Raw genomic sequence first — 21,682 nt, 5'->3', positions numbered from 1 at the left:
TACAACCACCCTTAATATTACCCCGCGCGGTCTCCGGCGGGGGCGGGCCCGAGTGGGGTGGGGGGTGGGGGGGGTGTGCGGGGGGTGCCAGGGGTGGGCACAGCGTCTACCTCGGGAAGGCAGTTGCTGCTGCCTCGTCAGACAAGCAACAAGAGTGACGGATTCACAGAGTCCCGCAAAAGACCATCTCTGACCAGCACTTGCAGCTCTCGGTACAGCCGTTTCGGTACGTCCTCGGCACAGGCACTCGCTGGACCCCTGTCCGCGGCGAGCCGCCCGGCCTGACTGGCGTGTCGTCAGGAAACACAGCCGCATCAACCGACGATGATGCGGACATGCCCGAGGACCGCCCTACTCCGGTGCCGTTACCCCACCCTGCCCCCCCGCGAGCAGTCCGCCACCCGTACACCCGTGCCGGTTCCGACACCATCCACGTCACGCACGCCGCTGGAACCGATGCCGCGCAGGGTGATCGCGACCGTGGCGGCCCTGATCGCCGCAGCGACGATCAGCCTGGTGGTGGCGCTGTGGTGGCGCTGTGGTGGGCAGGCACCGCAGGCCTGTCCGGTGCGGAGCTGGTGAACGCGCGGTTCAACGCACTGCGCACCGGGTCGAGCATCGGAATGGGCGGAGGTGGGCTCTTCGCGCTGTACCTGGCGTGGCGACGCCAACATGCCACCGAAATCGGGCTGGTGCAGAAGGAACGCGACCAAGCCGACGTCGCCCGCGCCTACGAACTGCAACGCGAGATCGCGGCCACAACCGAACGCGACGCCGCTGCCCGCCGCATCACCGATCTGTACGCAAAGTCTGTGGAGCAACTTGGATCGGATAAGACCCCAGTCCGACACGGCGGCCTCTACGCACTCGAACGCCTCGAGCAGGACCACCCCGACAACCCCGCCTTGCGCCAGACCGTGGTCAATGTGCTCTGCGCCTACCTCCGCGCCCCCTTCGATCTCCCGGGTGACCCTCCCGACGCCGACGCCGACGCCGACCAAGCCGTCCGTAATGAATACCGCGAACGAGTCCAAGCGTGAAGTTCGACTAACCGCCCAACGCATTCTCACCACCCACGTGCACCCCGGCGACGACGCCGATTACCCCGCAGCGACCTTCTGGACAGACATCGACCTCGATCTCACCGCCGCAGTCCTCGTCGACTGGTATATGAAAGACTGCCTGCTACACAATGCAATGTTCCGCCAGGCCACCTTCACCGGGTACGCAGGGTTCAATGGAGCGACCTTCGCCGGGGACGCCGGGTTCAACGGAGCGACGTTCACTGCGAACACCTGGTTTGACGGAGCGACCTTCACCGGGAACGCAGAGTTCGGCGGAGCGACCTTCACCGAAGGCGCCTGGTTCGACGAAACGACCTTCACCGAGGACGTCCGGTTCGACGACGCGACTTTCACCGGGAACGCAGGGTTCGGCGGAGCGACCTTCACCAGCGGCCCAACGTTTGACGGAGTGACCTTCACCGGAAACTCTGGGCACGAACCCTCTGGCAACCAGACTTCCGAACCTGCTGGCGACTGATCCCCAGTTCGCTCCCAATGACAGCACCCTGGGAAGGGTGGGCACCGCACGGTTGGTGAGACAGGTGGGACAGGTGTCTCATGACCTGTCTCACCATAATCCGCTGGTCATCCGCTATGCCGAGACAGGCGAGACAGGTGGGACAGCGGCGCTGCCCCCGGCGCGAGTGCCGCGCGGTGACGGTCGCCGGGTGGGCGGGGCACTCGGTGGAGGTGCTGTTGAAGATCTACGCCAAGTGCCTGGACGGAGAGGCGGTGACGGTCCGGCAGCATGCGGAGGCCGCTCTGGGTCACCGTCCGGGCTAGCCGAACTTTGGCCCGTATTTGGCACAGGCAGCCGTAGACGGCCGGTCTCGACCGGACACGGCCGGACAGACGACGAAGGCCCTTGATCGACGTCTTCTCCGGTCAAAGGCCTTTTCGTGGTGGTGCCCCCGGCAGGATTCGAACCTGCGCTCCCGCCTCCGGAGGGCGGTGCTCTATCCCCTGAGCTACGGGGGCCGCAGCTACGGGAGGAAGCTTAGCGCACTCGGGCGACGCGTTTTCACCCCCTACCCTCTTGAGGTGTGGAGCCGGTGCGCGAGTGGGTGGTTCGAGGGGCTGACCTGGGACTTCGGGTGACCGAGGAGGGGGTGGCCGAGAGGGTTCCGGTGGTCCTGGTGCACGGGTTCCCGGACACGTCCGAGGTGTGGGGGGCGGTCGCGGGGAGGTTGGGTGCCCGGTTCCGGGTGATCCGGTACGACGTGCGGGGGAGCGGGGGGTCGGAGGCCCCGGCGGACGTCGAGGGGTACTCGCTCGAACGGTTGGTCGAGGACCTGGTGGCGGTGGTGCGGGACGTCGGGCGGCCCGTGCACCTCGTCGGGCACGACTGGGGCTCCACGCAGGGCTGGGCGGCGGTGGCGGCGCGGCCCGACCTGTTCCTCTCGTTCACCAGCATCTCCGGGCCGGACCTGGGGCAGGTCGGGGACTGGGTGAGGCGCAATCGCCTGCGGCCCTTCAAGGTGCTCAACGTGCTGCGCAGGTCCTGGTACATCGCGGGGTTCAAGGTTCCCGTGGTGCCCGAGCTGGTGTGGCGGGTTCCGGCGGTCCGGCGGCGGTTGGGGGCCGGGCGGCGGGAGTTGGTCAACGGGCTCGGGCTGTACCGGGCGAACGTGGGGGCGAAGGGGCCCAGGGACGTGCGGAAGGTGTCGGTCCGGGTCCACCAGGTCCGGTTGACCGACGACCCGTACGTGGTCCGGGAGCACCTGGAGGCGGCGGAGCCGTGGGTCGAGCAGCTCACCCGGAGCGTGCTGCACGCCGGTCACTGGGCCCCGCGCACGCACCCCGACCAGGTCGCACGGCACATCGAGGACGCGATCGACGGCACGCACCGGCGGCGCCTGGTGGTCATCACGGGTGCGGGCAGCGGGATCGGACGGGCCACGGCGGAGGCGTTCGCCCGGGACGGCGCCGAGGTGGTCGTGCTGGACGTGGACGAGGAGCGGGCCCGGGAGACGGCGGAACGGGTCGGTGGGCACGCCTACCGGCTCGACGTGGCGGACGCGGCGGCGACCGGAGCGGTGGCCGAGGAGGTCGCGCGCCGGCACGGGGTGCCCGACGTGGTCGTGGCGAACGCCGGCATCGGGGTGGTCGGGTCGTTCCTGCGCACGTCGGAGGAGGACTGGCGACGGGTCGTCGACGTCAACCTCTGGGGTGTCGTGCACACCCTCCGGGCGTTCGCGCCCCGGATGGTGGAACGGGCCGAGGGCGGCCACCTGGTCGTCACGGCGTCCGCCGCCGGGTACCTGCCGAACGCCGCGCTGCCCGCCTACTCCACGACGAAGGCCGCCGTCCTCATGCTCGCGCAGTGCCTGGACGCCGAGCTGCGCGAGCACGGCATCCGGGCGACCGCCCTCTGCCCCGGCATCGTGCACACCGACATCACCAGGACGTTCACGTTCGCCGGCTCCACGGAGGCCGAGCAGGACGAACGGCGGCAGCGGGCGGCCAGGACGTCCCGGTTGCGCGGCTTCGGGCCGGAGAAGGTCGCGGCCGAGGTGCTCGATCTGGTGAACGAGGTGCGCCCGCACCGGGTGGTGGTACCCGTCACGGCGGAGGCCAACGCGGTGCACCTGCTGAACCGGGTCGCGCCGGGCCTGGTCCGCGCCTTGGGACGGTTGTGGCGGGCCTGACACTCAAGTTGCACTCATGCGCATGTGACTATATGTTCCGGCCCATGGGTCACGGACACGGCCACGGGGTGCCGTCGGGGAGCGCCAAGCACCTCGGCCGGCTGTGGGTCGCCTTCGGCATCGGCGCGGCGTTCATGGCGGCGGAGTTCGTCGCCGGCGCCATCACCGGCTCGCTGGCCCTGATCTCCGACGCCGCCCACATGCTCACCGACGTCGCGGGCGTCGGCATGGCGCTGGCCGCCATCATGCTGGCCCGCCGCGCGAAGACGGGCGGCAGCCGGACGTTCGGCCTCTACCGGGCCGAGGTGCTGGCCGCCCTGGCCAACGCCGTGCTGCTGTTCGGCGTGGCCGGTTACGTCGTGTACGAGGCGGTCGGCCGGTTCGGCGACCCGCCCGAGGTGCCCGGCCTGCCGGTGGTCGTGGTGGCCGCCGGCGGCCTCGCCGCGAACCTCGTCTCGTTCCTGGTGCTCAGGGACGGCGCCAAGGAGAGCATCAACGTCCGCGGCGCGTACCTGGAGGTGGTGGCCGACCTCATCGGCTCGGTGGGCGTGCTGGTCAGCGGCGCGGTCACGCTGGTCTTCGGTTGGCGCTACGCCGACCCCCTCATGGGTGTCGCGATCGGCCTCTTCGTCCTCCCGCGCACCTACAAGCTGGCGGCGAGCGCGCTGCGCATCCTCTTCCAGCACGCCCCGGAACGCCTGGACGTCGTCGGGATGCAGTCCGACCTGAGCCGCCTGCCGGGCGTGGCCGAGGCGCACGACCTGCACGTCTGGACGCTGACCTCGGGCATGGAGGTCGCCTCGGCGCACCTCACGACCTGCGAGGGCGTCGACCCGGCCGAGGTGCTGCACGCCGCGCAGGCGCTGCTGGCCGACCGATACCGCATCGAGCACGCCACGCTCCAGGTCGAACCAGGAGATTCCGCGCGCAGGTGCCGCGAAATCTCCTGGTGACCCGTCAGCCCTAGAGCTTGGCGCACTGACCCGTCCTGGGGCCGTGCACCTCGTTCGCCCACCCGTTGTTCACCGGCGCCGGGTCGCTGCCCGTGCAGGACAGCGGCCCGTCGACCGCGTTGCCGGCCACGAGCGTGCCGCCCTTGTTGTCCACCAGCCGCACGGGTCCGCCGGCCTTCACCTGCTCCAGCGACACCTCGCCGGACGTCCCGGTGATGTTCACCGGACCGCCGACCGTCGTCCCCACCAGCACGACCGCCGCCGCGCCGGTCGCGTTCACCGGGCCCTCGACCGACCCGCCGAACACGTACAGCGACGCGCCCGCGGCCACCGTGACCGGCCCGGTCACCGAAGCGCCGTCCACGCACGTCACGCCCGACTGCACGCGCAACGGCCCGGAGTGCTGCCCGGTCACCGACGCCGAGCACGTCACGAACGGCTTGGCCAGCAGCTCGAACTCGGCCAGCGTCGCCTCACCGGGGAACTCCAGCCGGTAGTGCTGGTAGTGACCCGGTCGGGCGATCTTGAACGCCCGCGTCTGCTGCCGCCACGGGAACGCCTCGCCGGACCGCTCGTCCACGGTCGACCACGTCTTGCCGTCGTACGACCCCCTCAGCACCCACGCGGCCGGGTCGCCGGCGGCCTTGCCCGAGGTCAGCGTGTAGAAGGTGGCGGTCTCCTTGTTCGACGGCAGGTCCACCTGCAACCACGACAGCGCGCCGGAGGTCTGGGACGTGTTGTCGACCACCGACGCGGGAGCGCCGGTCACCGTCCCGAGCGACGTCACGTCCCGCAGCGGCGTGGGCGCCGACGTGCCCGTGGTCAACGACGGGGGCGCGGCGTCCGGGCCGGTGGCCCACTTCGACGGCGACGACCCCATCTCGAAGTCGAGCACCCCGCCGTTCGCGACCTCCGCGTGCGGCAGGTACGACTTGTCCCACTTCTTCCCGTTGACCTTCAGCGACTGCACGTAGACGTTCCGCGCGGAGTTGGCGGGCGCGTTGACCACGAGCGAGCGCCCGTTCTCCAGGTGCACGGTCATCTTCTTGAACAGCGGCGACCCGATGGCGTAGGTGTCGTTGCCCATCTGCAGCGGGTAGAAGCCCATCGCGCTGAACAGCCACCACGCCGACTGCTCGCCGTTGTCCTCGTCGCCGGGGTAGCCCTGGCCGATCTCGCTGCCCAGGTACAGCCGGGACAGGATCTCGCGCACCTTCTCCTGCGTCTTCCACGGCTGACCGGCGTAGTCGTACATGTAGGTGATGTGGTGCGACACCTGGTTGGAGTGCCCCAGCTGCCCCATCCGCACGTCCCGCGCCTCGGTCATCTCGTGGATCACGCCGCCGTACGAGCCCACGAACTTCGCCGTCTCCGGGGTCGCGAAGAACTCGTCCAGCTTCTTCGCCAGCCCGTCCTTGCCGCCGTAGAGGTTGGCCAGCCCCTGCCCGTCGTGCGGCACGGAGAACGCCATGTTCCAGCCGTCGGTCTCGGTGTAGTCGTGGCCCCACTCGCGCGGGTCGTACTCGTCGGTCGGGGCACGCCACGTGCCGTCGGGGTTGCGGCCCTGGAAGAAGCCCGTCGACGGGTCGAACATGTTGACGTAGTTCTGCGCCCGGTTGGCGAAGTACTCGTACGACGCCTGGTACTGCGCGTCACCGGTCTTCTCGTACAGCGCCTGGGCCATGTTGGCGATGCCGTAGTCGTTGACGTAGCCCTCGATCGCCCACGACATGCCCTCGCCGGTGGCGGTGGACGTGTAGCCGGTGAAGATCGAGGTGTCCAGGCCCTTGCGGCCGACGCCCGCGTTCGGCGGCGCGACCGTGGCGTTCTTCACCGCCGCCTCGTACGCGGCCTTGGCGTCGGGCAGCGGCACGCCCTTCACGAACGCGTCCGCGAACGCCACGTCGGAGCTCGTGCCGGTCATCAGGTTCGCGTAGCCGGGGGAGGACCAGCGCGAGATCCAGCCGCCGTCCCGGTACTGCTGCACGAACCCGTCCGCCAGCTCCGCGGCCCGCTTGGGCGTGAACAGGCTGTAGGCGGGCCAGGTGGTCCGGTAGGTGTCCCAGAACCCGTTGTTGACGTAGACCTTGCCGTCCACGACCTTCGCGCCGGTCTGCGTCGGCGTGGGGTTGCCCGCGGCCTGCACCGGCGACGCGTACCGGTACTTCGGCGCGTCGGCGGTGCCGGTGTTCTCGAAGCCCGAGTTCGGGTAGAGGTAGAGCCGGTAGAGGTTCGAGTACAGCGTGGTCAGCTGGTCCTCCGACGCGCCTTCCACCTCGACCATGCCCAGCACCCGGTCCCAGGCCTGCTGCGCGCGGTCGCGCACCGACTCGAAGGTGTCCGAGGCGGACACCTCCAGCTCCAGGTTGTGCCGCGCCTGGTCGACGCTCAGCAACGACGTCGCGATCCGCAGGGTCACGGTCTTGTCGGCGGAGGTGTCGAACTGGAAGAAGCCGGCCACGTCGTCCCGGCCCGCGCCGGTCAGCCGCCCGCTCGACGTCACCGGCCGGTCCACCACGCCGTACACGAACAGCCTGGTCGCGCCGGTCGACAGCCCGCTCTTGACGTCGGAGAAGCCGGTCACCACGCCGGACGCCGGGTCCAGCGTGAGCCCGCCGCTGTTGTTGACGTTGTCGAACACCAGGTTCGAGGTGCCGTCCACGAACGTGAAGCGGAACAGCGCGGCGTGGTCGGTCGGCGCGATCTCGGTGCGCATCCCGTTCTCGAACTTCACGCCGTAGTAGTGCGCCTGCGCGGTCTCGTTCTCGTGCTTGAACGGCAGGGCGCGCACGGCGCGGTCGGCGGTCGGCGTGCCGGCGGACGGCATCACCTGGAACGTCTGCCGGTCACCCATCCACGGGCTCGGCTCGTGGCTCGCGGTGAACGCCTGCAACGTCGGCAGGTTGTCCCGGTTGTTGTTCTTCGCGTACTCGTACAGCCAGCTGATCGAGCCCGCGTTGGTCATGGGCGACCAGAAGTTGAAGCCGTGCGGCACGGCGGTGGCGGGGAAGTTGTTGCCCCGCGAGAACGAGCCGCTGGAGTTCGTGCCGCGGTTGGTCAGCACCCAGTCCGTCGGGCGCGGGCGGTCCACGGTGGCGGGCGCGGACTTCACCGCGATGTCGTCGACCCAGCCGTTGAAGCCCGCCGGGCCCTTCGGGTTGTCGTAGGCGAGCAGGATCCGCTTGATCGTCTTGCCGGCGGCCACCGCGCCGACGACCGACGCGACCCGGTTCCACTGGTTGGTGTACAACGACTTCGCCGCGCCCTGGCCGCGCGGTGACAGCTCGAACCCGTGCTGGTCGCGCGCGCCGAGGTCGCTGAGGTAGGTGCCGTCGGAGAACGCGAGGTCCAGCGACACGAACGTGGCCGGGTAGTTCAGGTCGTCCGTGGTGAACGACGGGAAGACCAGGTAGGACAGCTCGGTGGTCGACGTGACCGGGATGTCGACGTCGAAGACCTTGTTGTAGGAGTAGCCGCGCCCTTCGGCGACGTGCGTCCCCTGGTAGCGCAACGCCTTCAGGCCGGTGAACCCGACGCCCGCCTTGGCGTTGTACCCGCCGGTGGCGCCCTTGCCGACGGTGGTGCGCATGTTCTGCGCGGGCGGGGTGGTGGAGCCGTCGGAGAACTGGACCTCGGCCAGCTGCACCAGGTTCACGCCGCCCGCGTTCGCGGTGACGTCGAGCCGGTAGTGCTTGAACGCCGCGGTGTTGGCCGTGTCGTAGGTCTTGGTCTGGAACCGCTCGGTGAACACCTCGCCGGTGCGGGCGTCGACCGGCGTCCAGGTGGTGCCGTCGTCGGAGCCGCGCAGGGTCCAGTCCTTCGGGTCGCGCTCGGGCGCGTCGTTGGCCGACGACAGCGCGTAGCGCTTGACCGCGACCGGTTCGGCGAAGGTGAACCGCACCCAGCCGGTCGAGGTGAACGTGAGCCACTTCGACGCCACGGCGCCGTCGACCAGGTTCCCGGCGACCTCGCCGGACCCCGAGTTCTCCGAGTTGGCCACCACGTCGACCACGCGGTCGGTGACGTTGCCGGGGACGCCGGTGGAGTCCGAGCCGTTGACGCCCGACGTCTTCGGCGTGCCGTCCGGGCCCGTCTCCACGGTGCTCGCCCAGTCGGGCTGCGGCTGCCCGTCCTCGAACGACGAGGCGAAGAGCGTCTCGCTCACGGTTGGCTCCTCCGGCGCGGCGGTCGCGGACGACCAGCCTCCCACGCTCCCCATCGCCAGTGCGATGGTCGAGACGACCACCAGCGATCTCCTGCCCCGCATGAGCCCCATCGCGCACGCCTTTCCGCCATACCGACCCGATCTTTAGCGAAGCAAAAGGCCATGTGACATCGTTGTCAAGTCAGGCTCGGCAACTTGTCCGGAAGCCTGTCCGGGTGCTGCTCCAACCGATCTACACTCACTGGCTGTGACGGCCCGCAACCCGCCCCCGGTGGGCACCCCCGCGGGGATGCGCGTGCTCAACCAGCGCGCGGTGCTCGACCTGCTGCGCGCGGGCGGTCCGGCGACCAGGCCGCAGATCGCCCGCGACACCGGCCTGTCGAAGCCGACCGTGGGTCAGGCGCTGGTCGACCTGGAGCAGCACGGCCTGGTGCGCCCCAGCGGCCGCACGTCGTCCGGACCCGGGCGTTCGGCGGTGGTCTACGAGCCGAACCCGGCGGCGGGGCACGTGCTGGGCGTGGACATCGGCAGGCAGCGGATCCGGGTGGCGGTGGCGGACCTGGCCGGTTCGGTGATCGCGCGGGTCGACGAGCGCAACCGGTGCCGTTCGGCGACGGCGCTGGTCCGCACGGTGCGCGAGCTGGCGGAGCGGACCGCGGCCGACGCCGGCCTGTCGCCGTCCGACCTGGTGGTGAAGGTGGTCGGCACGCCCGGCGTGCCCGACCCGCGCCACCGGACCCTGCACCACGCGCCGAACCTGCCCGGCTGGGAACGGCCCGGCCTGCTGGACGACCTGGAGGCCGAGCTGGGCGCGGGCCTCGTGGTGGAGAACGACGCGAACCTCGCCGCCGTGGGCGAGCAGGCGCACGGGGCGGCCAGGGGCGCGGACGTGTTCGTGTGCCTCACCGTCGGCACCGGGATCGGCATGGGGATCGTGGTGGACGGCCGGCTGTTCCGCGGCGCGCACGGCGCGGCGGGCGAGGTCGGCTACCTGCCCTACGCGGGCCAGTCCGAAGAGGACGGACGGCAGCGCGGCCAGGTCGAGGCCGCCGCGGCGGCGGGGTCGGTGGTGGCGCTGGCCCGGCAGCGCGGTCTGGCGGTGCGGTCGGCGCGCGAGGTGTTCGCGGCGGCCCGGTCCGGTGACGAGCGGGCGTTGGCGGCGGTGGGCGACGAGGCGGAGCGGCTGGCGTTCGTGGTGGCGTCGGTGGTGGCGGTGATCGACCCCGAGCTGGTGGTGCTCGGCGGCGGCGTCGGCAGCAACACCGACCTGCTCCAGGAGCCGGTGGAGGCCGCGCTGCGCCGGATGACGCCGCTGGCGCCGCGGATCGTGGCGGGCGAGCTGGGTGACGGCGCGGTGATCGGCGGTGCGATCGAGATCGGGTTGCGGACGGCGCGCGAGCTCGTGTTCGACCGCCGCGGTGCCGTGACTCTCTGAGAGTAGTCGAGTGGCTCTCACCTGCTGATTCACTCGAACGTCGTAAGTCTCAACTCGCCAGTAATGACGTAGCGTCACGCACTACCTCCTCCTGGAGGGTGTGTGTCCTTCCGTTGTTAGAAGGGGAGTCGAAAGGGGAGTACGGGGGACGTGGTCCCCTTTCGACCGTGCCACGGGGCAGGTGCCGCGCCCGCAAACACCTGCCCCGTGCACAACGGCGTCCGGTGGCACGGTGGTCCGCCGACTAGGGCGTCCTGCGGTGCACGTCCTCGGCGGTCGAGGCCCGGTGCTCGGAGTCCGCGATCCACGGCCCGGGGGTGGACGGGTCCAGCACCCCCTCCTCCAGCCAGGTGAAGCGCCCGTCCAGGACGTGCCGCGCCAGGGCGGCGTCGGAGTCGTCGGAGTTGCGCCACAGCCGGTCGAACAGCTCCTCCACCCGGACCCTGGCCTGCGCGGCGAACGCGTCCGCCAGCTCCACCGCCCGGTCGCCGTCCGCCGCCGCCTTCACGCACGCCGCGCTGATCGCGAACAGCTCCGCGCCGATGTCCACGATCCGCGCCAGGAACCGCTGCTTGCGCTCCATCCGCCCCTGCCAGCGCGACATCGCGTAGAACGTCTGCCGGGCCAGCTTGCGGCTGGACCGCTCGACGAACCGCAGGTGTCCCGCCAGCGGGCCGAACTCGGCGTAGGCCCGCGGCACCTGGCCCCTGCCGACCACCAGCGTCGGCAGCCACTTCGCGTAGAACCCACCCGCCCTGGCCACCGCCCGCGCCTTGCGCCCGGCGTCCGCCTCCGGATCGATGATGTCCCCGGCGACGGCGAGGTGCGCGTCCACCGCCTCCCGCGCGATCAGCAGGTGCATGATCTCGGTCGAGCCCTCGAAGATCCGGTTGATGCGCAGGTCGCGCAGCACCTGCTCGGCCGGCACGCCGCGCTCGCCGCGGGCCGCCAGGGACGCCGCCGTCTCGTAGCCGCGCCCGCCGCGCAGCTGCACCAGCTCGTCCGCGACCAGCCAGGCCATCTCCGAGCCGTAGAGCTTGGCCAGCGCGGCCTCGATGCGGATGTCGTGCCCACCGGCGTCGGCCAGCTCGCTGGACAGGTCGAGCACGGCCTCCAGCGCGTACGCGGTGGCCGCGATGTAGGCGACCTTGCCCGCGATGGCCTCGTGCCGACCGATCGGCAGCCCCCACTGCACGCGCTGGCCGGACCACTCGCGGGCGATCTTGAGGCACCACTTCGCCGCGCCCGCGCACAGGGCGGGCAGGGACAACCGGCCGGTGTTCAAGGTGGTGAGCGCGATCTTCAGGCCCGCGCCCTCCTCGCCGATCAGGTTGGCCTTCGGCACGTGGACCCGGTGGAAGCGGGTGACGCCGTTCTCCAGGCCGCGCAGGCCCATGAACTCGTTGCGGTTCTCCACCGTGATGCCGGGGGAGTCGCCCTCGACGACGAACGCGCTGATGCCCTTGCCCGGCACCTGGGCCATCACCACGAGCAGGTCGGCCACCACGCCGTTGGTCGTCCACAGCTTGACGCCGTCGAGCAGGTAGCCGTCGTCGGTGGGCGTGGCCGTGGTGCCGAGCCGCGCCGGGTCGCTGCCCACGTCCGGCTCGGTGAGCAGGAAGGCGCTGACGGCGCCGGTCGCGCAGCGCGGCAGGTACTCCCGCTTCTGCTCGTCGGTGCCGAACAGCGCGAGCGGCTGCGGCACGCCGATCGACTGGTGCGCGGACAGCAGCGCGCCCAGCGCGGGGCTGACCGACCCGACCATCATCAACGCGCGGTTGTAGTAGACCTGGGACAAGCCGAGGCCGCCGTACTCGGGCTTGATCTTCATCCCGAACGCGCCGAGCTGCTTGAGACCGGTCAGCACGTGGTCGGGGATGCGGGCGTCGCGCTCGATGACCGCGCCGTCCACGGTGTGCTCGCAGTACTCCCGCAGGGCGGCCAGGAAGGTCTCGCCGCGCTCGCGGTCCTCGGCCGTGCCGCTGGGGTGGGGGTGGATCAGGTCGAGGCGGAAGTGGCCGAGGAACAGCTCGCGGCCGAAGCTGGGGTGGCGCCACCGCGTCTCGCGGGCCTGTTCGGCCACCTTGCGGGCGGTGCGCTCGTCCACGTGCTCGCCGGGGTCCACTGCGGTCATCGCTGACCTCCAGGATGGGGTCTCCCACGCTACTACCGACGGGTAGCCCCAACCGGGTGATGCCGAGCCGCCACGGCCGGCCGGTGGATCAGCTCGGCAGGGGAGCGGCGCCGCGTTCGGCGAGGAGCTCCTTCATGTACGCGGCCTCGCTCGTCTGGGACTTCAGCATGTTGTCCGCGAGCGTCCGCACCACCGGCTGGCCGGCGTGCGCGGCGGCGTACTCCGCCATCGGCGCTCCGCCCTGGTGGTGCCGCAGCATCAGCTGGAGGAAGTACACGTCCATCTCGACGCCGGTCAGCGACCGCAGCTGGGACAACTCGTCCGGCGACGCCATGCCGGGCATCCGGCCGTTGTCGTCGGCGGCCGCGCTCGACCCGGCGCCGCCCGAGTGGCCGTGGCCCTCGGAGGCCGTCATCCACCACATGTGCTTGCCGTCGGCCGACTGCTCCGGGTAGCCCCAGAGGAACAGCCAGCCCTTCATCCGGCCGACCTGCTCCAGCTGCGTGGAGGAGATGTCGAAGGCCAGCTGCTCGATGGCCGGGTCGGCGGTCCGGTCCCGGGCGATGTTGGCCATCTGCACGCCCTGGAGGTGGTGCGTCGACATGTCCTGCGTGAAGCCGACGTCAACGGAGTCGCGCGCGGGCGTGGAGCTGTTGTCCGCGCCCGGCAGCTTGATCAGCAGGCCGACGGCGGCGCCGAGCAGGAGCACGGCCACGACCGCGACGGCCACGACGACCGTCCGGGTCGCGGTGGTCCCCCGGCTGGGGGCGACCGGTGCCTGTTCCTGCTCGGCGTCCGCCACGGGTCAGCTACCAGAGGTGGTGGTGGCCGCAGGCGCGTCCGTGCCGCTCGCGGACGGGGCGCCCGACATCGGCGGGGTGCCGTTCTCCGAGTTGTCGGCGGTGCCACCGGTCATCGGCACGGCGTCCGGGCCCGGGGCCTCGGCCACGAACGGCGGCGGGTTGGCCACGTCGAAGGTCGCGGACTCGCAGGACGCGCCGACCTCGGGGTAGGTGTACTGGTTGCGCCGCAGCGACTGGATGAACTGGTCGATGCGCTCGTCGTCGGCGCTCTCCAGCTTGAGCTGGTGGCCCCACGACTGCAGCGAGATCGGCTTGTCCAGGCCCGGGTACGGCGACAGCATGGTGAACGGCTGGCCGTCGGCGCGCGCCTTCAGCTTGTCGAGCGCCTCACCGCTGATCTGGTCCGGGTTGTAGGCGATCCACACCGCGCCGTGCTCGAGCGGGTGGACCATGTTCTCGTTGCGGACCGCGGCCGAGTAGACCGTGCCGGTGCAGTCGGCCCACACGTTGTCGTGCGGACCCCCGAAGGGCGGCGACTGGTCGTAGGCGACCCGCTGGGTGGCGTCGACGTGCTTGGAAGCCTCGTACTCGACCTTCACGACGCCCTGGATCTGGTCCGAGGGGTCCTTGTGCTCCTCGGTCGGGTTCCACTTCGCGAGCGCGGCCTCTTTCGCGTTGCGGTCGGCGATCTGCGAGTACGCGTAGCCGAACACCGTGCCGGCCAGGGCCAGCACCGCTAGCACCGCGATGATCGTGCCCCACGGCTTCGGCTTCTTCGCCACCACCGAGGAGCGCGCCGCCGCCACGCTGGAGCGCGCGGCCTTCGTCTTCTTGCCGCTGGTCATGTCCGCCTCAGTCTCGTCATACGCCCATGCCGCGGGCCAGTGTAGGGACACCGTGTCTGATCACCGTCAACTGCCCGTCACAGCGGGTGGTCGCCACCGGTTGCCGATCCCACTTCGCGGGACGCCCATCCCGGTCGAGACCAGCGGGAACGCTTCCCTAGACTTGTCGGGTGACTCCCGCTGCTCTCGCTGAACTGGTCCGTGCGACGGCCGTGGACGTGCTGTCCAGCCGCGGCCTCGACCCCGCCGCCCTGCCGACAGCGGTCACGATCGAGCGCCCCCGCAACCCCGAGCACGGCGACTACGCCACGAACCTGGCCCTGCAGACCGCCAAGAAGGTCGGCGTCGGGTCGCGCGACCTGGCCGGCTGGCTCGCCGACGCGCTGACCGGCGCCGACGCCATCTCCTCGGTCGAGGTCGCGGGCCCCGGCTTCCTGAACCTGCGGCTCGCCGCGGACGCGCAGGGCGCGGTCGTGCGCGACGTGCTGAAGGCCGGCGAGGCCTACGGCCGCGGCGACCGGCTCGCCGGCACCAGGATCAACCTGGAGTTCGTCTCGGCCAACCCGACCGGCCCCATCCACCTCGGCGGCACCCGCTGGGCCGCGGTGGGCGACGCGCTGGGCCGCGTCCTGGCCGCGAACGGCGGCGAGGTGACCCGGGAGTACTACTTCAACGACGCGGGCGCGCAGATCGACCGGTTCGTCCGGTCCCTGATCGCCGCCGCGAAGGGCGAGCCCGCGCCCGAGGACGGCTACGCGGGCGGTTACATCGGTGACATCGCCGCCCAGGTGCTGCGGCAGGAGCCCAGCGCGCTGACCTCGGCGGACTCGCACGAGATCTTCCGCCGCATCGGCGTCGGCCTGATGTTCGAGGAGATCAAGAAGGACCTGCACGACTTCGGCACGGACTTCGACGTCTTCTTCCACGAGGACTCGCTGCACAAGTCGGGGGCGGTCACCGAGGCGGTCGAGCGGCTCAAGTCCTCCGACGCCCTGTACTTCGAGAACGGCGCGTGGTGGCTGCGGTCCACCGAGTTCGGGGACGACAAGGACCGCGTGGTCATCAAGAGCGACGGTGACCCGGCGTACATCGCCGGTGACATCGCGTACCTGGTGGACAAGCGTTCGCGCGGCTTCGACCTGTGCATCTACATGCTCGGCGCGGACCACCACGGCTACATCGGCAGGCTCAAGGCCGCCGCGGCGGCGCTGGGCGACGACCCGGCGTCGGTCGAGGTGCTGATCGGGCAGATGGTGAACCTGGTCAGCGAGGGCAAGCCGGTCCGGATGAGCAAGCGCGCGGGCACCGTCATCACCATGCAGGACCTGGTGGACGCGGTCGGCGTGGACGCCGCCCGGTACGCCATGAGCAGGTCCTCGACGGACTCGTCGCTGGACATCGACCTCGACCTGCTGCGCAAGCGGAGCAACGACAACCCGGTGTTCTACGTGCAGTACGCGCACTCGCGGATCTGCTCGGTGCTGCGCAACGCCGCCGACCTCGGCATGACGCCGAACGAGTCCTTCGAGCTGCTGGCGCACGACCGCGAGGGCGACCTGATCCGGACCATCGGTGAGTTCCCCCGCGTCGTCGCGACCGCCGGTGAGCTGCGCGAACCGCACCGGGTCGCGCGATACCTGGAGGAGTTGGCGGGCACCTTGCACCGGTTCTACGACACCCCCGAGTGCCGCGTGCTGCCGCGCGGCGACGACGAGGCGACCGACGTCCAGCGGGCCCGGCTGAGCCTGTGCGCCGCGACCCGCCAGGTGTTCGCCAACGGCCTCGCGCTGCTCGGCGTGACCGCGCCGGAGCGCATGTGATGCGCGCGCACCCGGCCGGTCCCCGGCACGCCGACGTCATGGTCCCGTCGAACACGGCGGGCAACCGCCCGGCCACGCCCGCCGACCTGGACGACCTGCACCCGCAGGTGTGGCCGCGCAACGCCGAGCGCGGCGAGGACGGCGCGGTGCGCCTGGCCGGCGTGGACGTGCGGCAGCTCGCCCAGGAGCACGGCACCCCGCTGTTCGTGATGGACGAGGCCGACTTCCGCGCCCGCTGCCGCGAGCACGCCGAGGCGTTCGGGGACCCGACCAGGGTCCACTACGCGTCCAAGGCCTTCCTGTCGGTCGCGGTGGCCCGGTGGGTCGCGGAGGAGGGCCTGAGCATCGACGTGGCCAGCGGCGGCGAGCTGGCCGTCGCGCTGCGCGCCGAGTTCCCGCCGGAGCGGATCGCGCTGCACGGCAACAACAAGTCCGTCGCGGAGCTGACCGCCGCGGTCGAGGTCGGTGTGGGCGCGGTCGTGCTGGACTCGTTCTTCGAGATCGCCCGGCTGGACCAGATCGCCCGCGAGTGCGGCCGGGTGCAGCCGGTGATGATCCGGGTGACGGTGGGCGTCGAGGCGCACACGCACGAGTTCATCGCCACCGCGCACGAGGACCAGAAGTTCGGCTTCTCGCTGTCCTCCGGTGACGCGGCCGAGGCGGCGCGGCGGGTGCTGAAGGCCGAGGGGCTGCGGCTGATCGGCCTGCACAGCCACATCGGCTCGCAGATCTTCGACGCCAGCGGCTTCGAGGTGGCCGCGCGCCGGGTCGTCGGGCTGCTGGCCGAGCTGCGCGACGAGCACGGCGGGGCGATCCTCGACCACGTCTCGACCGTGGACCTCGGCGGCGGCCTCGGCATCGCCTACACCCCGGACGACGACCCGCCGCCGCCCGCCGAGCTGGCCAGGCAGTTGCGCAACATCGTGGCCAAGGAGTGCGAGCACGCCGAGCTGCCCGCGCCGAAGATCGCGGTCGAGCCCGGCCGCGCCATCGTCGGCCCGGGCACGGTGACCCTGTACGAGGTGGGCACGGTCAAGGACGTCCAGCTCGACGCGGGCGTGGTCCGGCGGTACGTGAGCGTGGACGGCGGGATGAGCGACAACATCCGCACCGCGCTCTACGACGCGGTCTACGACTGCAAGCTGGTCTCGCGCGCCGCGGCCGAGGACGCCCGGCCGGTGCTGTGCCGGGTCGTCGGCAAGCACTGCGAGTCCGGCGACGTGGTCGTGCGCGACTGCTGGCTGCCCGACGACCTCGCCCCGGGCGACCTGATCGCGGTCGCCGCGACCGGCGCGTACTGCTACTCCATGGCCAGCGGCTACAACCGACTGCCCCGGCCCGCGGTCGCCGCGGTCGAGGCCGGCCAGTCCCGGCTGCTGCTGCGCCGGGAGACCGAGGAAGACCTGTTCCGCCTGGAGGTATGAGAAGTGTCAAGCCACGAAGGCGACGGCAAACCGATCAGGGTCGCGTTGCTCGGCTGCGGCACGGTCGGCACCGAGGTGGTCCGGCTGCTCATCGACCAGGCGGCCGACCTCACCGCCCGGGTCGGCGCACCGGTCGAGCTGGCCGGCATCGCCGTCCGCAAGCCGAACAAGCACCGCGAGGTGCCCGCCGACCTGCTGACCACCGACGCCGAGGCGCTGGTGTCCTCGGACGGGGTCGACGTGGTCGTCGAGGTCATCGGCGGCATCGAGCCCGCCCGGACGCTGCTGCTGACCGCGTTGCGCGCGGGCAAGTCGGTGGTGACGGCGAACAAGGCGCTGCTCGCCGAGCACTCGGGCGAGCTGTTCGAGGCCGCCGACGCCTCGGGCGCGGACCTGTACTTCGAGGCGGCGGTGGCGGGCGCGATCCCGCTGCTGCGCCCGCTGCGCGAGTCGCTGGCCGGTGACCGCATCACCCGGGTGATGGGCATCGTCAACGGCACCACGAACTTCATCCTCTCGGGCATGGACTCCACGGGGGCGAGCTACGGCGAGACCCTGGAGGAGGCCACCAGGCTCGGGTACGCCGAGGCGGACCCGACGGCCGACGTGGACGGGTTCGACGCCGCGTCCAAGGCCGCGATCCTGGCGTCCCTGGCGTTCCACAGCCGGGTGACGGCCGCCGACGTGCACCGGGAGGGCATCGCCTCGGTCAGCGCCGCCGACATCGCCGCCGCCAAGGCCCTGGGCCGCACGGTGAAGCTGCTCGCCATCTGCGAGCGCGTGCCCATCGGGGCCGACGACCCGTCGACCGGGGGCGCCGCCGAGGGCATCTCGGTGCGCGTGCACCCGGCGATGATCCCCACCTCGCACCCCCTGGCCGGCGTGCACGGCGCGTTCAACGCGGTGTTCGTGGAGGCCGACGCGGCGGGCGAGATGATGTTCTACGGCCAGGGCGCGGGTGGCGCCCCGACCGCCAGCGCGGTGCTCGGCGACCTCGTCGCGGTGGCCCGCAACCGGGTGCACCGCGGGCGCGGCCCGCGTGAGTCGGCCTACGCGGCGCTGCCCGTGCGGCCGATGGGCCAGACGCCCACCCGCTATCACATCAGTCTCGACGTCGCCGACCGGGCGGGCGTGTTGTCGCAGGTGGCGGCGGTGTTCGCGGAGCACGACGTGAGCATCGCGGCCGTGCGGCAGGAGGGGCGGGTCGACGACGCCAGCCTGGTGATCGTCACCCACGCCGCGACCGACGCGGCACTGCGGTCGACCGTCGACAAAATCGGCGGGCTGCCCGTGGTTCGGGAAGTGGTCAGCGTGATGCGCGTGGAAGGCGAAGAATGATGGCGGCCCAAGCAGCAGCTCTCGGCGAAGTCGGGAATCGATCGAGCGCGCGGCCGGGGTGGCCCGGCATCATCCACGCCTACGCGGACCGGATCCCGCTCCCCGAGGGCGCCGAGGTGGTCACCCTCCACGAGGGCGGCACGCCGCTGGTGGCCGCCAGGCACCTGTCGGAGCTGACCGGCTGCCAGGTCTACATCAAGGTCGAGGGCGCGAACCCGACCGGCTCGTTCAAGGACCGCGGCATGACCGTGGCCATGACGTACGCGCTGGCCAGCGGCATCCGCGCGGTGATCTGCGCGTCGACCGGCAACACCTCGGCCAGCGCCGCGGCGTACGCGGCCAAGGCCGGGCTCACCGCCGCGGTGCTCGTGCCGCGCGGCAAGATCGCGCTGGGCAAGCTCGCCCAGGCGGTCGCGCACGGCGCGCGCATCCTGCAGATCGACGGCAACTTCGACGACTGCCTGGAGCTGGCCTCCAAGACGTCGACCGAGTACCCGATCACGCTGGTCAACTCGGTCAACCCGGTGCGGCTGATCGGCCAGAAGACCGCCGCGTGGGAGATCTGCGACGTGCTCGGCCGGGCGCCCGACTTCCACTGCCTGCCCGTCGGCAACGCGGGCAACATCACCGCGTACTGGCGCGGCTACTCCGACTACCTCAACGACGGCGTGATCGGGTCCACCCCGCGCATGTTCGGCTTCCAGGCCGCGGGCTCCGCGCCGCTGGTGCTGGGCGAGCCGGTGGCCAACCCGGAGACCATCGCGACCGCCATCCGGGTGGGCAGCCCGGCGTCGTGGACCGGCGCGGTGGCCGCCAAGGAGGAGTCCGGCGGCCTGTTCGAGGCGGTGACGGACGAGAAGATCCTGGAGGCCTACCGGCTCCTGGCCTCGACCGAGGGCATCTTCGTCGAGCCCGCGTCCGCGACCAGCGTGGCGGGCCTGCTGGCCACCGTGGCCGACGGTCGGCTGCCCAAGGGCTCCACGGTCGTCTGCACGGTCACCGGCCACGGCCTGAAGGACCCGGACACCGCGCTGCTGGGCATGACCGAGGTCGAGCCCGTGCCGGTGGACCCGGGTGCCGTGGCGAGCGCGCTGGAGCTGGCGTGACGGCTCCGGCCGCCCGCGGCGTCCGCGTCACCGTGCCCGCGTCCACGGCGAACCTCGGCTCGGGGTTCGACGCGCTGGGCATGGCGCTGGGCCTGCACGACGAGCTGGAGTTCGCCGTGACCGGCGGGGGGCTGGCCGTGGAGGTCTCCGGCGAGGGCGCGGCGGACGTGCCCACCGACGAGGGCCACCTGGTCGTGCGGGCCTTCCGGGCGGCGTGCGAGCTGCTCGGCGTCGAGGTGCCGGGGCTGCGGCTGACGTGCCGCAACGCGATCCCGCACGCGCGCGGTCTCGGGTCCTCGGCGGCGGCCGTGGTGGCGGGCGTGGCGGCCGGTTTCGCCCTGGCCGGTCGCGAGTCGGACACGAGCGCGTTGCAACTCGCCGCGGAGTTCGAGGGCCACGCCGACAACGCGGCGGCCGCCATGTTCGGCGGCGTGGTCATCGCGTGGACGCAGGGTGACCGGTACCGAGCGGTCCGTGTGGAACCGCACCCCGGCGTGACGCCGGTCGTGCTGGTGCCGGCGGTGGAGTCGTCCACCGAGACGACCCGCGGCCTGCTGCCGTCCAAGGTCCCGCACGAGGACGCGGCGTTCGCCGCCGGGCGGTCCGCGCTGGCCGTGCACGCCCTCGCGACGGACCCCTCGCTGCTGCTGGAGGCGTTGGACGACCGGCTGCACGAGCCGTACCGGGAACCGGCCTGGCCTGCGACGACGCGGCTGGTCAGGTCCCTGCGGGAGGCCGGGGTGCCCGCCGCGGTGTCCGGCGCGGGGCCCACCGTCCTGGCCCTGCCCCCCGACGGGGTGGTGCCGCCCCACGTGGACACCGGGGGCTTCGAGGTGTGCCGGGTGCCGGTCGACCTGGGCGGAGTCCGGGTTGCGCCACTCGGCTGAGTGATGCGACGCGCCGTACCCCGGTTGTTGCACCCGGCCGGACCGGCGTCTACCCTCGGGGCCATCAGTCACCGCGCGCACGGGCGCCGGTGTGGTGCCCGGACGTTCGTTCCGGATCGCATTCCTCCAGTGACTTGGCTCTGTGCCGTATGGACGGGGCCGACGCTGGAAGGCACCCGCTCGCCGTGTGACCGAAGTCCCGCACCGGAGGACTCCGCTTTCGTGCGCGTTCCGCGCCGTCGCCAGGTCCGCCTGAACCGGGACGAAACTGCCGCACCGCATTCCGTCGGACGGCAGGTCCGCTGGATCGCGTAGGAGGCGCGCTCCGGTCAGGAAGGACATGTGTGACCAACACCGATGTACTGAGCAGCCAAGCTCCTGCTGCTCCCGACCCCGCTGCCAGTTCCGGAGCCGAGGAGAACGCTCTGACCACCCCTTCGAACGGCAGCGCCACGCCGCGCAAGCGCGCGGGCCTCTCTGGAATGGTGCTGGCCGAACTCCGTGAACTCGCAGGTCAGCTGGGTATCACCGGCACGGCCGGCCTCCGCAAGGGCGACCTGATCGCCGCCATCAAGGAGCGGCAGGGCGGCACCTCCGGTCGGGGCAGTGCCGCGACGCCGCCCAAGGCCGAGAAGAAGGTCGAGGCCCCCAAGGCGGTCGTCGGGAAGGCGCCCGTGGCGGAGAAGCCCGCCGAGGCGCCTGTCGCCGTCGACAAGCCGACGCAGCAGCAGCTCGACGTGACCGACCGGCCCGCCGGTGAGGAGGAGGGTGGGCGCCGGGGCAACCGCCGCCGCCGTTCCGCCAACCGCCCCTCGGGCAGCCCCGAAGCGGTGGCGGCCGACGGTCAGCAGGCCCTGCCGCAGGCCGACCGGCCCGCTCAGGCCGACCGACCCCAGGCCGACCGGGTGCAGTCCGACCGGCCGCAGGTCGACCGCCAGTCCGACCGCCAGTCCGACCGCGCCCAGGGTGACACCCGGCAGGGTGACGGCCGGCAGGGCGAGCGCGGCGAGCGGCACGACCGGGCCGACCGGGGCGACCGGCAGGACCGCTCCGAGCTGCG

At 71.7% G+C, this 21,682-nt stretch carries 15 protein-coding genes and 1 tRNA gene; 11 read left to right on the top strand and 5 right to left on the bottom strand.

What is annotated here, in order from left to right; genetic code table 11:
* Nucleotides 1-527: 527 nt before the first annotated feature.
* Both AB0G02_RS01990 and AB0G02_RS01985 read left to right on the top strand, forming a co-directional pair.
* A complete protein-coding gene (locus tag AB0G02_RS01990; protein ID WP_360787871.1) occupies nt 528-1,040 on the top strand; it encodes a hypothetical protein in 513 nt (170 codons plus the stop codon).
* A complete protein-coding gene (locus tag AB0G02_RS01985; protein WP_360787869.1) occupies nt 1,012-1,542 on the top strand; it encodes a pentapeptide repeat-containing protein in 531 nt (176 codons plus the stop codon). Before AB0G02_RS01990 ends, AB0G02_RS01985 begins: the two co-directional genes overlap by 29 nt.
* 425 nt (nt 1,543-1,967) lie before the next feature.
* On the opposite strand, the gene AB0G02_RS01980 is transcribed toward AB0G02_RS01985, so the two are convergent.
* Nucleotides 1,968-2,042 (bottom strand) — tRNA-Arg (locus tag AB0G02_RS01980).
* Between the two features lie 65 nt (nt 2,043-2,107).
* Between AB0G02_RS01980 and AB0G02_RS01975 the strand changes: the two genes are divergently transcribed.
* Nucleotides 2,108-3,712, top strand: a complete 1,605-nt coding sequence (locus AB0G02_RS01975; RefSeq protein WP_360787866.1) for an SDR family oxidoreductase — start codon at nt 2,108-2,110, stop codon at nt 3,710-3,712.
* Between the two features lie 44 nt (nt 3,713-3,756).
* Nucleotides 3,757-4,665, top strand: a complete 909-nt coding sequence (locus tag AB0G02_RS01970) for a cation diffusion facilitator family transporter (protein WP_360787864.1) — start codon at nt 3,757-3,759, stop codon at nt 4,663-4,665.
* Nucleotides 4,666-4,675: 10 nt separating this feature from the next.
* Here AB0G02_RS01970 and AB0G02_RS01965 read toward each other — a convergent pair whose 3' ends face one another.
* On the bottom strand, nt 4,676-8,941 hold the full coding sequence (locus tag AB0G02_RS01965) for a GH92 family glycosyl hydrolase (RefSeq protein ID WP_360787861.1): 4,266 nt from the start codon (nt 8,939-8,941) through the stop codon (nt 4,676-4,678).
* A gap of 178 nt (nt 8,942-9,119) precedes the next feature.
* Here AB0G02_RS01965 and AB0G02_RS01960 point away from each other — a divergent pair, with 178 nt between their 5' ends.
* Nucleotides 9,120-10,265, top strand: coding sequence for an ROK family protein (locus AB0G02_RS01960; protein WP_360787958.1), 1,146 nt, complete (start codon nt 9,120-9,122; stop codon nt 10,263-10,265).
* 244 nt (nt 10,266-10,509) lie between these two features.
* On the opposite strand, the gene AB0G02_RS01955 is transcribed toward AB0G02_RS01960, so the two are convergent.
* The 3 genes from AB0G02_RS01955 to AB0G02_RS01945 form a co-directional block, all read right to left on the bottom strand.
* Entirely contained in the window at nt 10,510-12,399 is a 1,890-nt protein-coding gene (locus AB0G02_RS01955) for an acyl-CoA dehydrogenase family protein (RefSeq protein ID WP_360787858.1), read from the bottom strand.
* Between the two features lie 88 nt (nt 12,400-12,487).
* Entirely contained in the window at nt 12,488-13,201 is a 714-nt protein-coding gene (locus tag AB0G02_RS01950) for a DUF305 domain-containing protein (protein ID WP_360787856.1), read from the bottom strand.
* A gap of 3 nt (nt 13,202-13,204) precedes the next feature.
* Nucleotides 13,205-14,047, bottom strand: coding sequence for a DUF3105 domain-containing protein (locus tag AB0G02_RS01945; protein WP_360787853.1), 843 nt, complete (start codon nt 14,045-14,047; stop codon nt 13,205-13,207).
* Nucleotides 14,048-14,217: 170 nt separating this feature from the next.
* On the opposite strand from AB0G02_RS01945, the gene argS reads away from it, so the two are divergent.
* From argS to AB0G02_RS01915, 6 genes are all read left to right on the top strand, one after another.
* On the top strand, nt 14,218-15,867 hold the full coding sequence (argS, locus tag AB0G02_RS01940) for an arginine--tRNA ligase (protein ID WP_360787850.1): 1,650 nt from the start codon (nt 14,218-14,220) through the stop codon (nt 15,865-15,867).
* Entirely contained in the window at nt 15,867-17,291 is a 1,425-nt protein-coding gene (lysA, locus tag AB0G02_RS01935; RefSeq protein WP_360787847.1) for a diaminopimelate decarboxylase, read from the top strand. The genes argS and lysA overlap by 1 nt, the downstream gene beginning before the upstream one ends.
* A 3-nt stretch (nt 17,292-17,294) precedes the next feature.
* Nucleotides 17,295-18,629 carry a homoserine dehydrogenase gene (locus tag AB0G02_RS01930; RefSeq protein WP_360787845.1) on the top strand — a complete coding sequence of 445 codons (1,335 nt, stop codon included), beginning with the start codon at nt 17,295-17,297 and terminating at the stop codon, nt 18,627-18,629.
* A complete protein-coding gene (thrC, locus tag AB0G02_RS01925) occupies nt 18,629-19,735 on the top strand; it encodes a threonine synthase (RefSeq protein WP_360787955.1) in 1,107 nt (368 codons plus the stop codon). Before AB0G02_RS01930 ends, thrC begins: the two co-directional genes overlap by 1 nt.
* Nucleotides 19,732-20,622 carry a homoserine kinase gene (thrB, locus tag AB0G02_RS01920; RefSeq protein WP_360787843.1) on the top strand — a complete coding sequence of 297 codons (891 nt, stop codon included), beginning with the start codon at nt 19,732-19,734 and terminating at the stop codon, nt 20,620-20,622. The genes thrC and thrB overlap by 4 nt, the downstream gene beginning before the upstream one ends.
* A 344-nt stretch (nt 20,623-20,966) precedes the next feature.
* Nucleotides 20,967-21,682, top strand: a 716-nt coding sequence (locus AB0G02_RS01915) for a Rho termination factor N-terminal domain-containing protein (RefSeq protein WP_360787841.1), incomplete at its 3' end; no start/stop codon positions are given.

Origin of the sequence: Actinosynnema sp. NPDC023658 (genome assembly GCF_040639995.1) — a bacterium.
Taxonomy (GTDB): domain Bacteria; phylum Actinomycetota; class Actinomycetes; order Mycobacteriales; family Pseudonocardiaceae; genus Actinosynnema.
This window is presented reverse-complemented; position numbering and strand designations above follow the sequence as displayed.

What these genes read in the sequence shown, in the direction of transcription:
- thrC (WP_360787955.1), top strand. Translation starts at nt 18,629, where the DNA reads ATGGCGGCCCAAGCAGCAGCTCTCGGCGAAGTCGGGAATCGATCGAGC.
- AB0G02_RS01945 (WP_360787853.1), bottom strand. Translation starts at nt 14,047, where the DNA reads ATGACCAGCGGCAAGAAGACGAAGGCCGCGCGCTCCAGCGTGGCGGCG.
- lysA (WP_360787847.1), top strand. Translation starts at nt 15,867, where the DNA reads ATGCGCGCGCACCCGGCCGGTCCCCGGCACGCCGACGTCATGGTCCCG.
- AB0G02_RS01985 (WP_360787869.1), top strand. Translation starts at nt 1,012, where the DNA reads ATGAATACCGCGAACGAGTCCAAGCGTGAAGTTCGACTAACCGCCCAA.
- AB0G02_RS01965 (WP_360787861.1), bottom strand. Translation starts at nt 8,941, where the DNA reads ATGGGGCTCATGCGGGGCAGGAGATCGCTGGTGGTCGTCTCGACCATC.
- AB0G02_RS01960 (WP_360787958.1), top strand. Translation starts at nt 9,120, where the DNA reads ATGCGCGTGCTCAACCAGCGCGCGGTGCTCGACCTGCTGCGCGCGGGC.
- AB0G02_RS01970 (WP_360787864.1), top strand. Translation starts at nt 3,757, where the DNA reads ATGGGTCACGGACACGGCCACGGGGTGCCGTCGGGGAGCGCCAAGCAC.
- AB0G02_RS01955 (WP_360787858.1), bottom strand. Translation starts at nt 12,399, where the DNA reads ATGACCGCAGTGGACCCCGGCGAGCACGTGGACGAGCGCACCGCCCGC.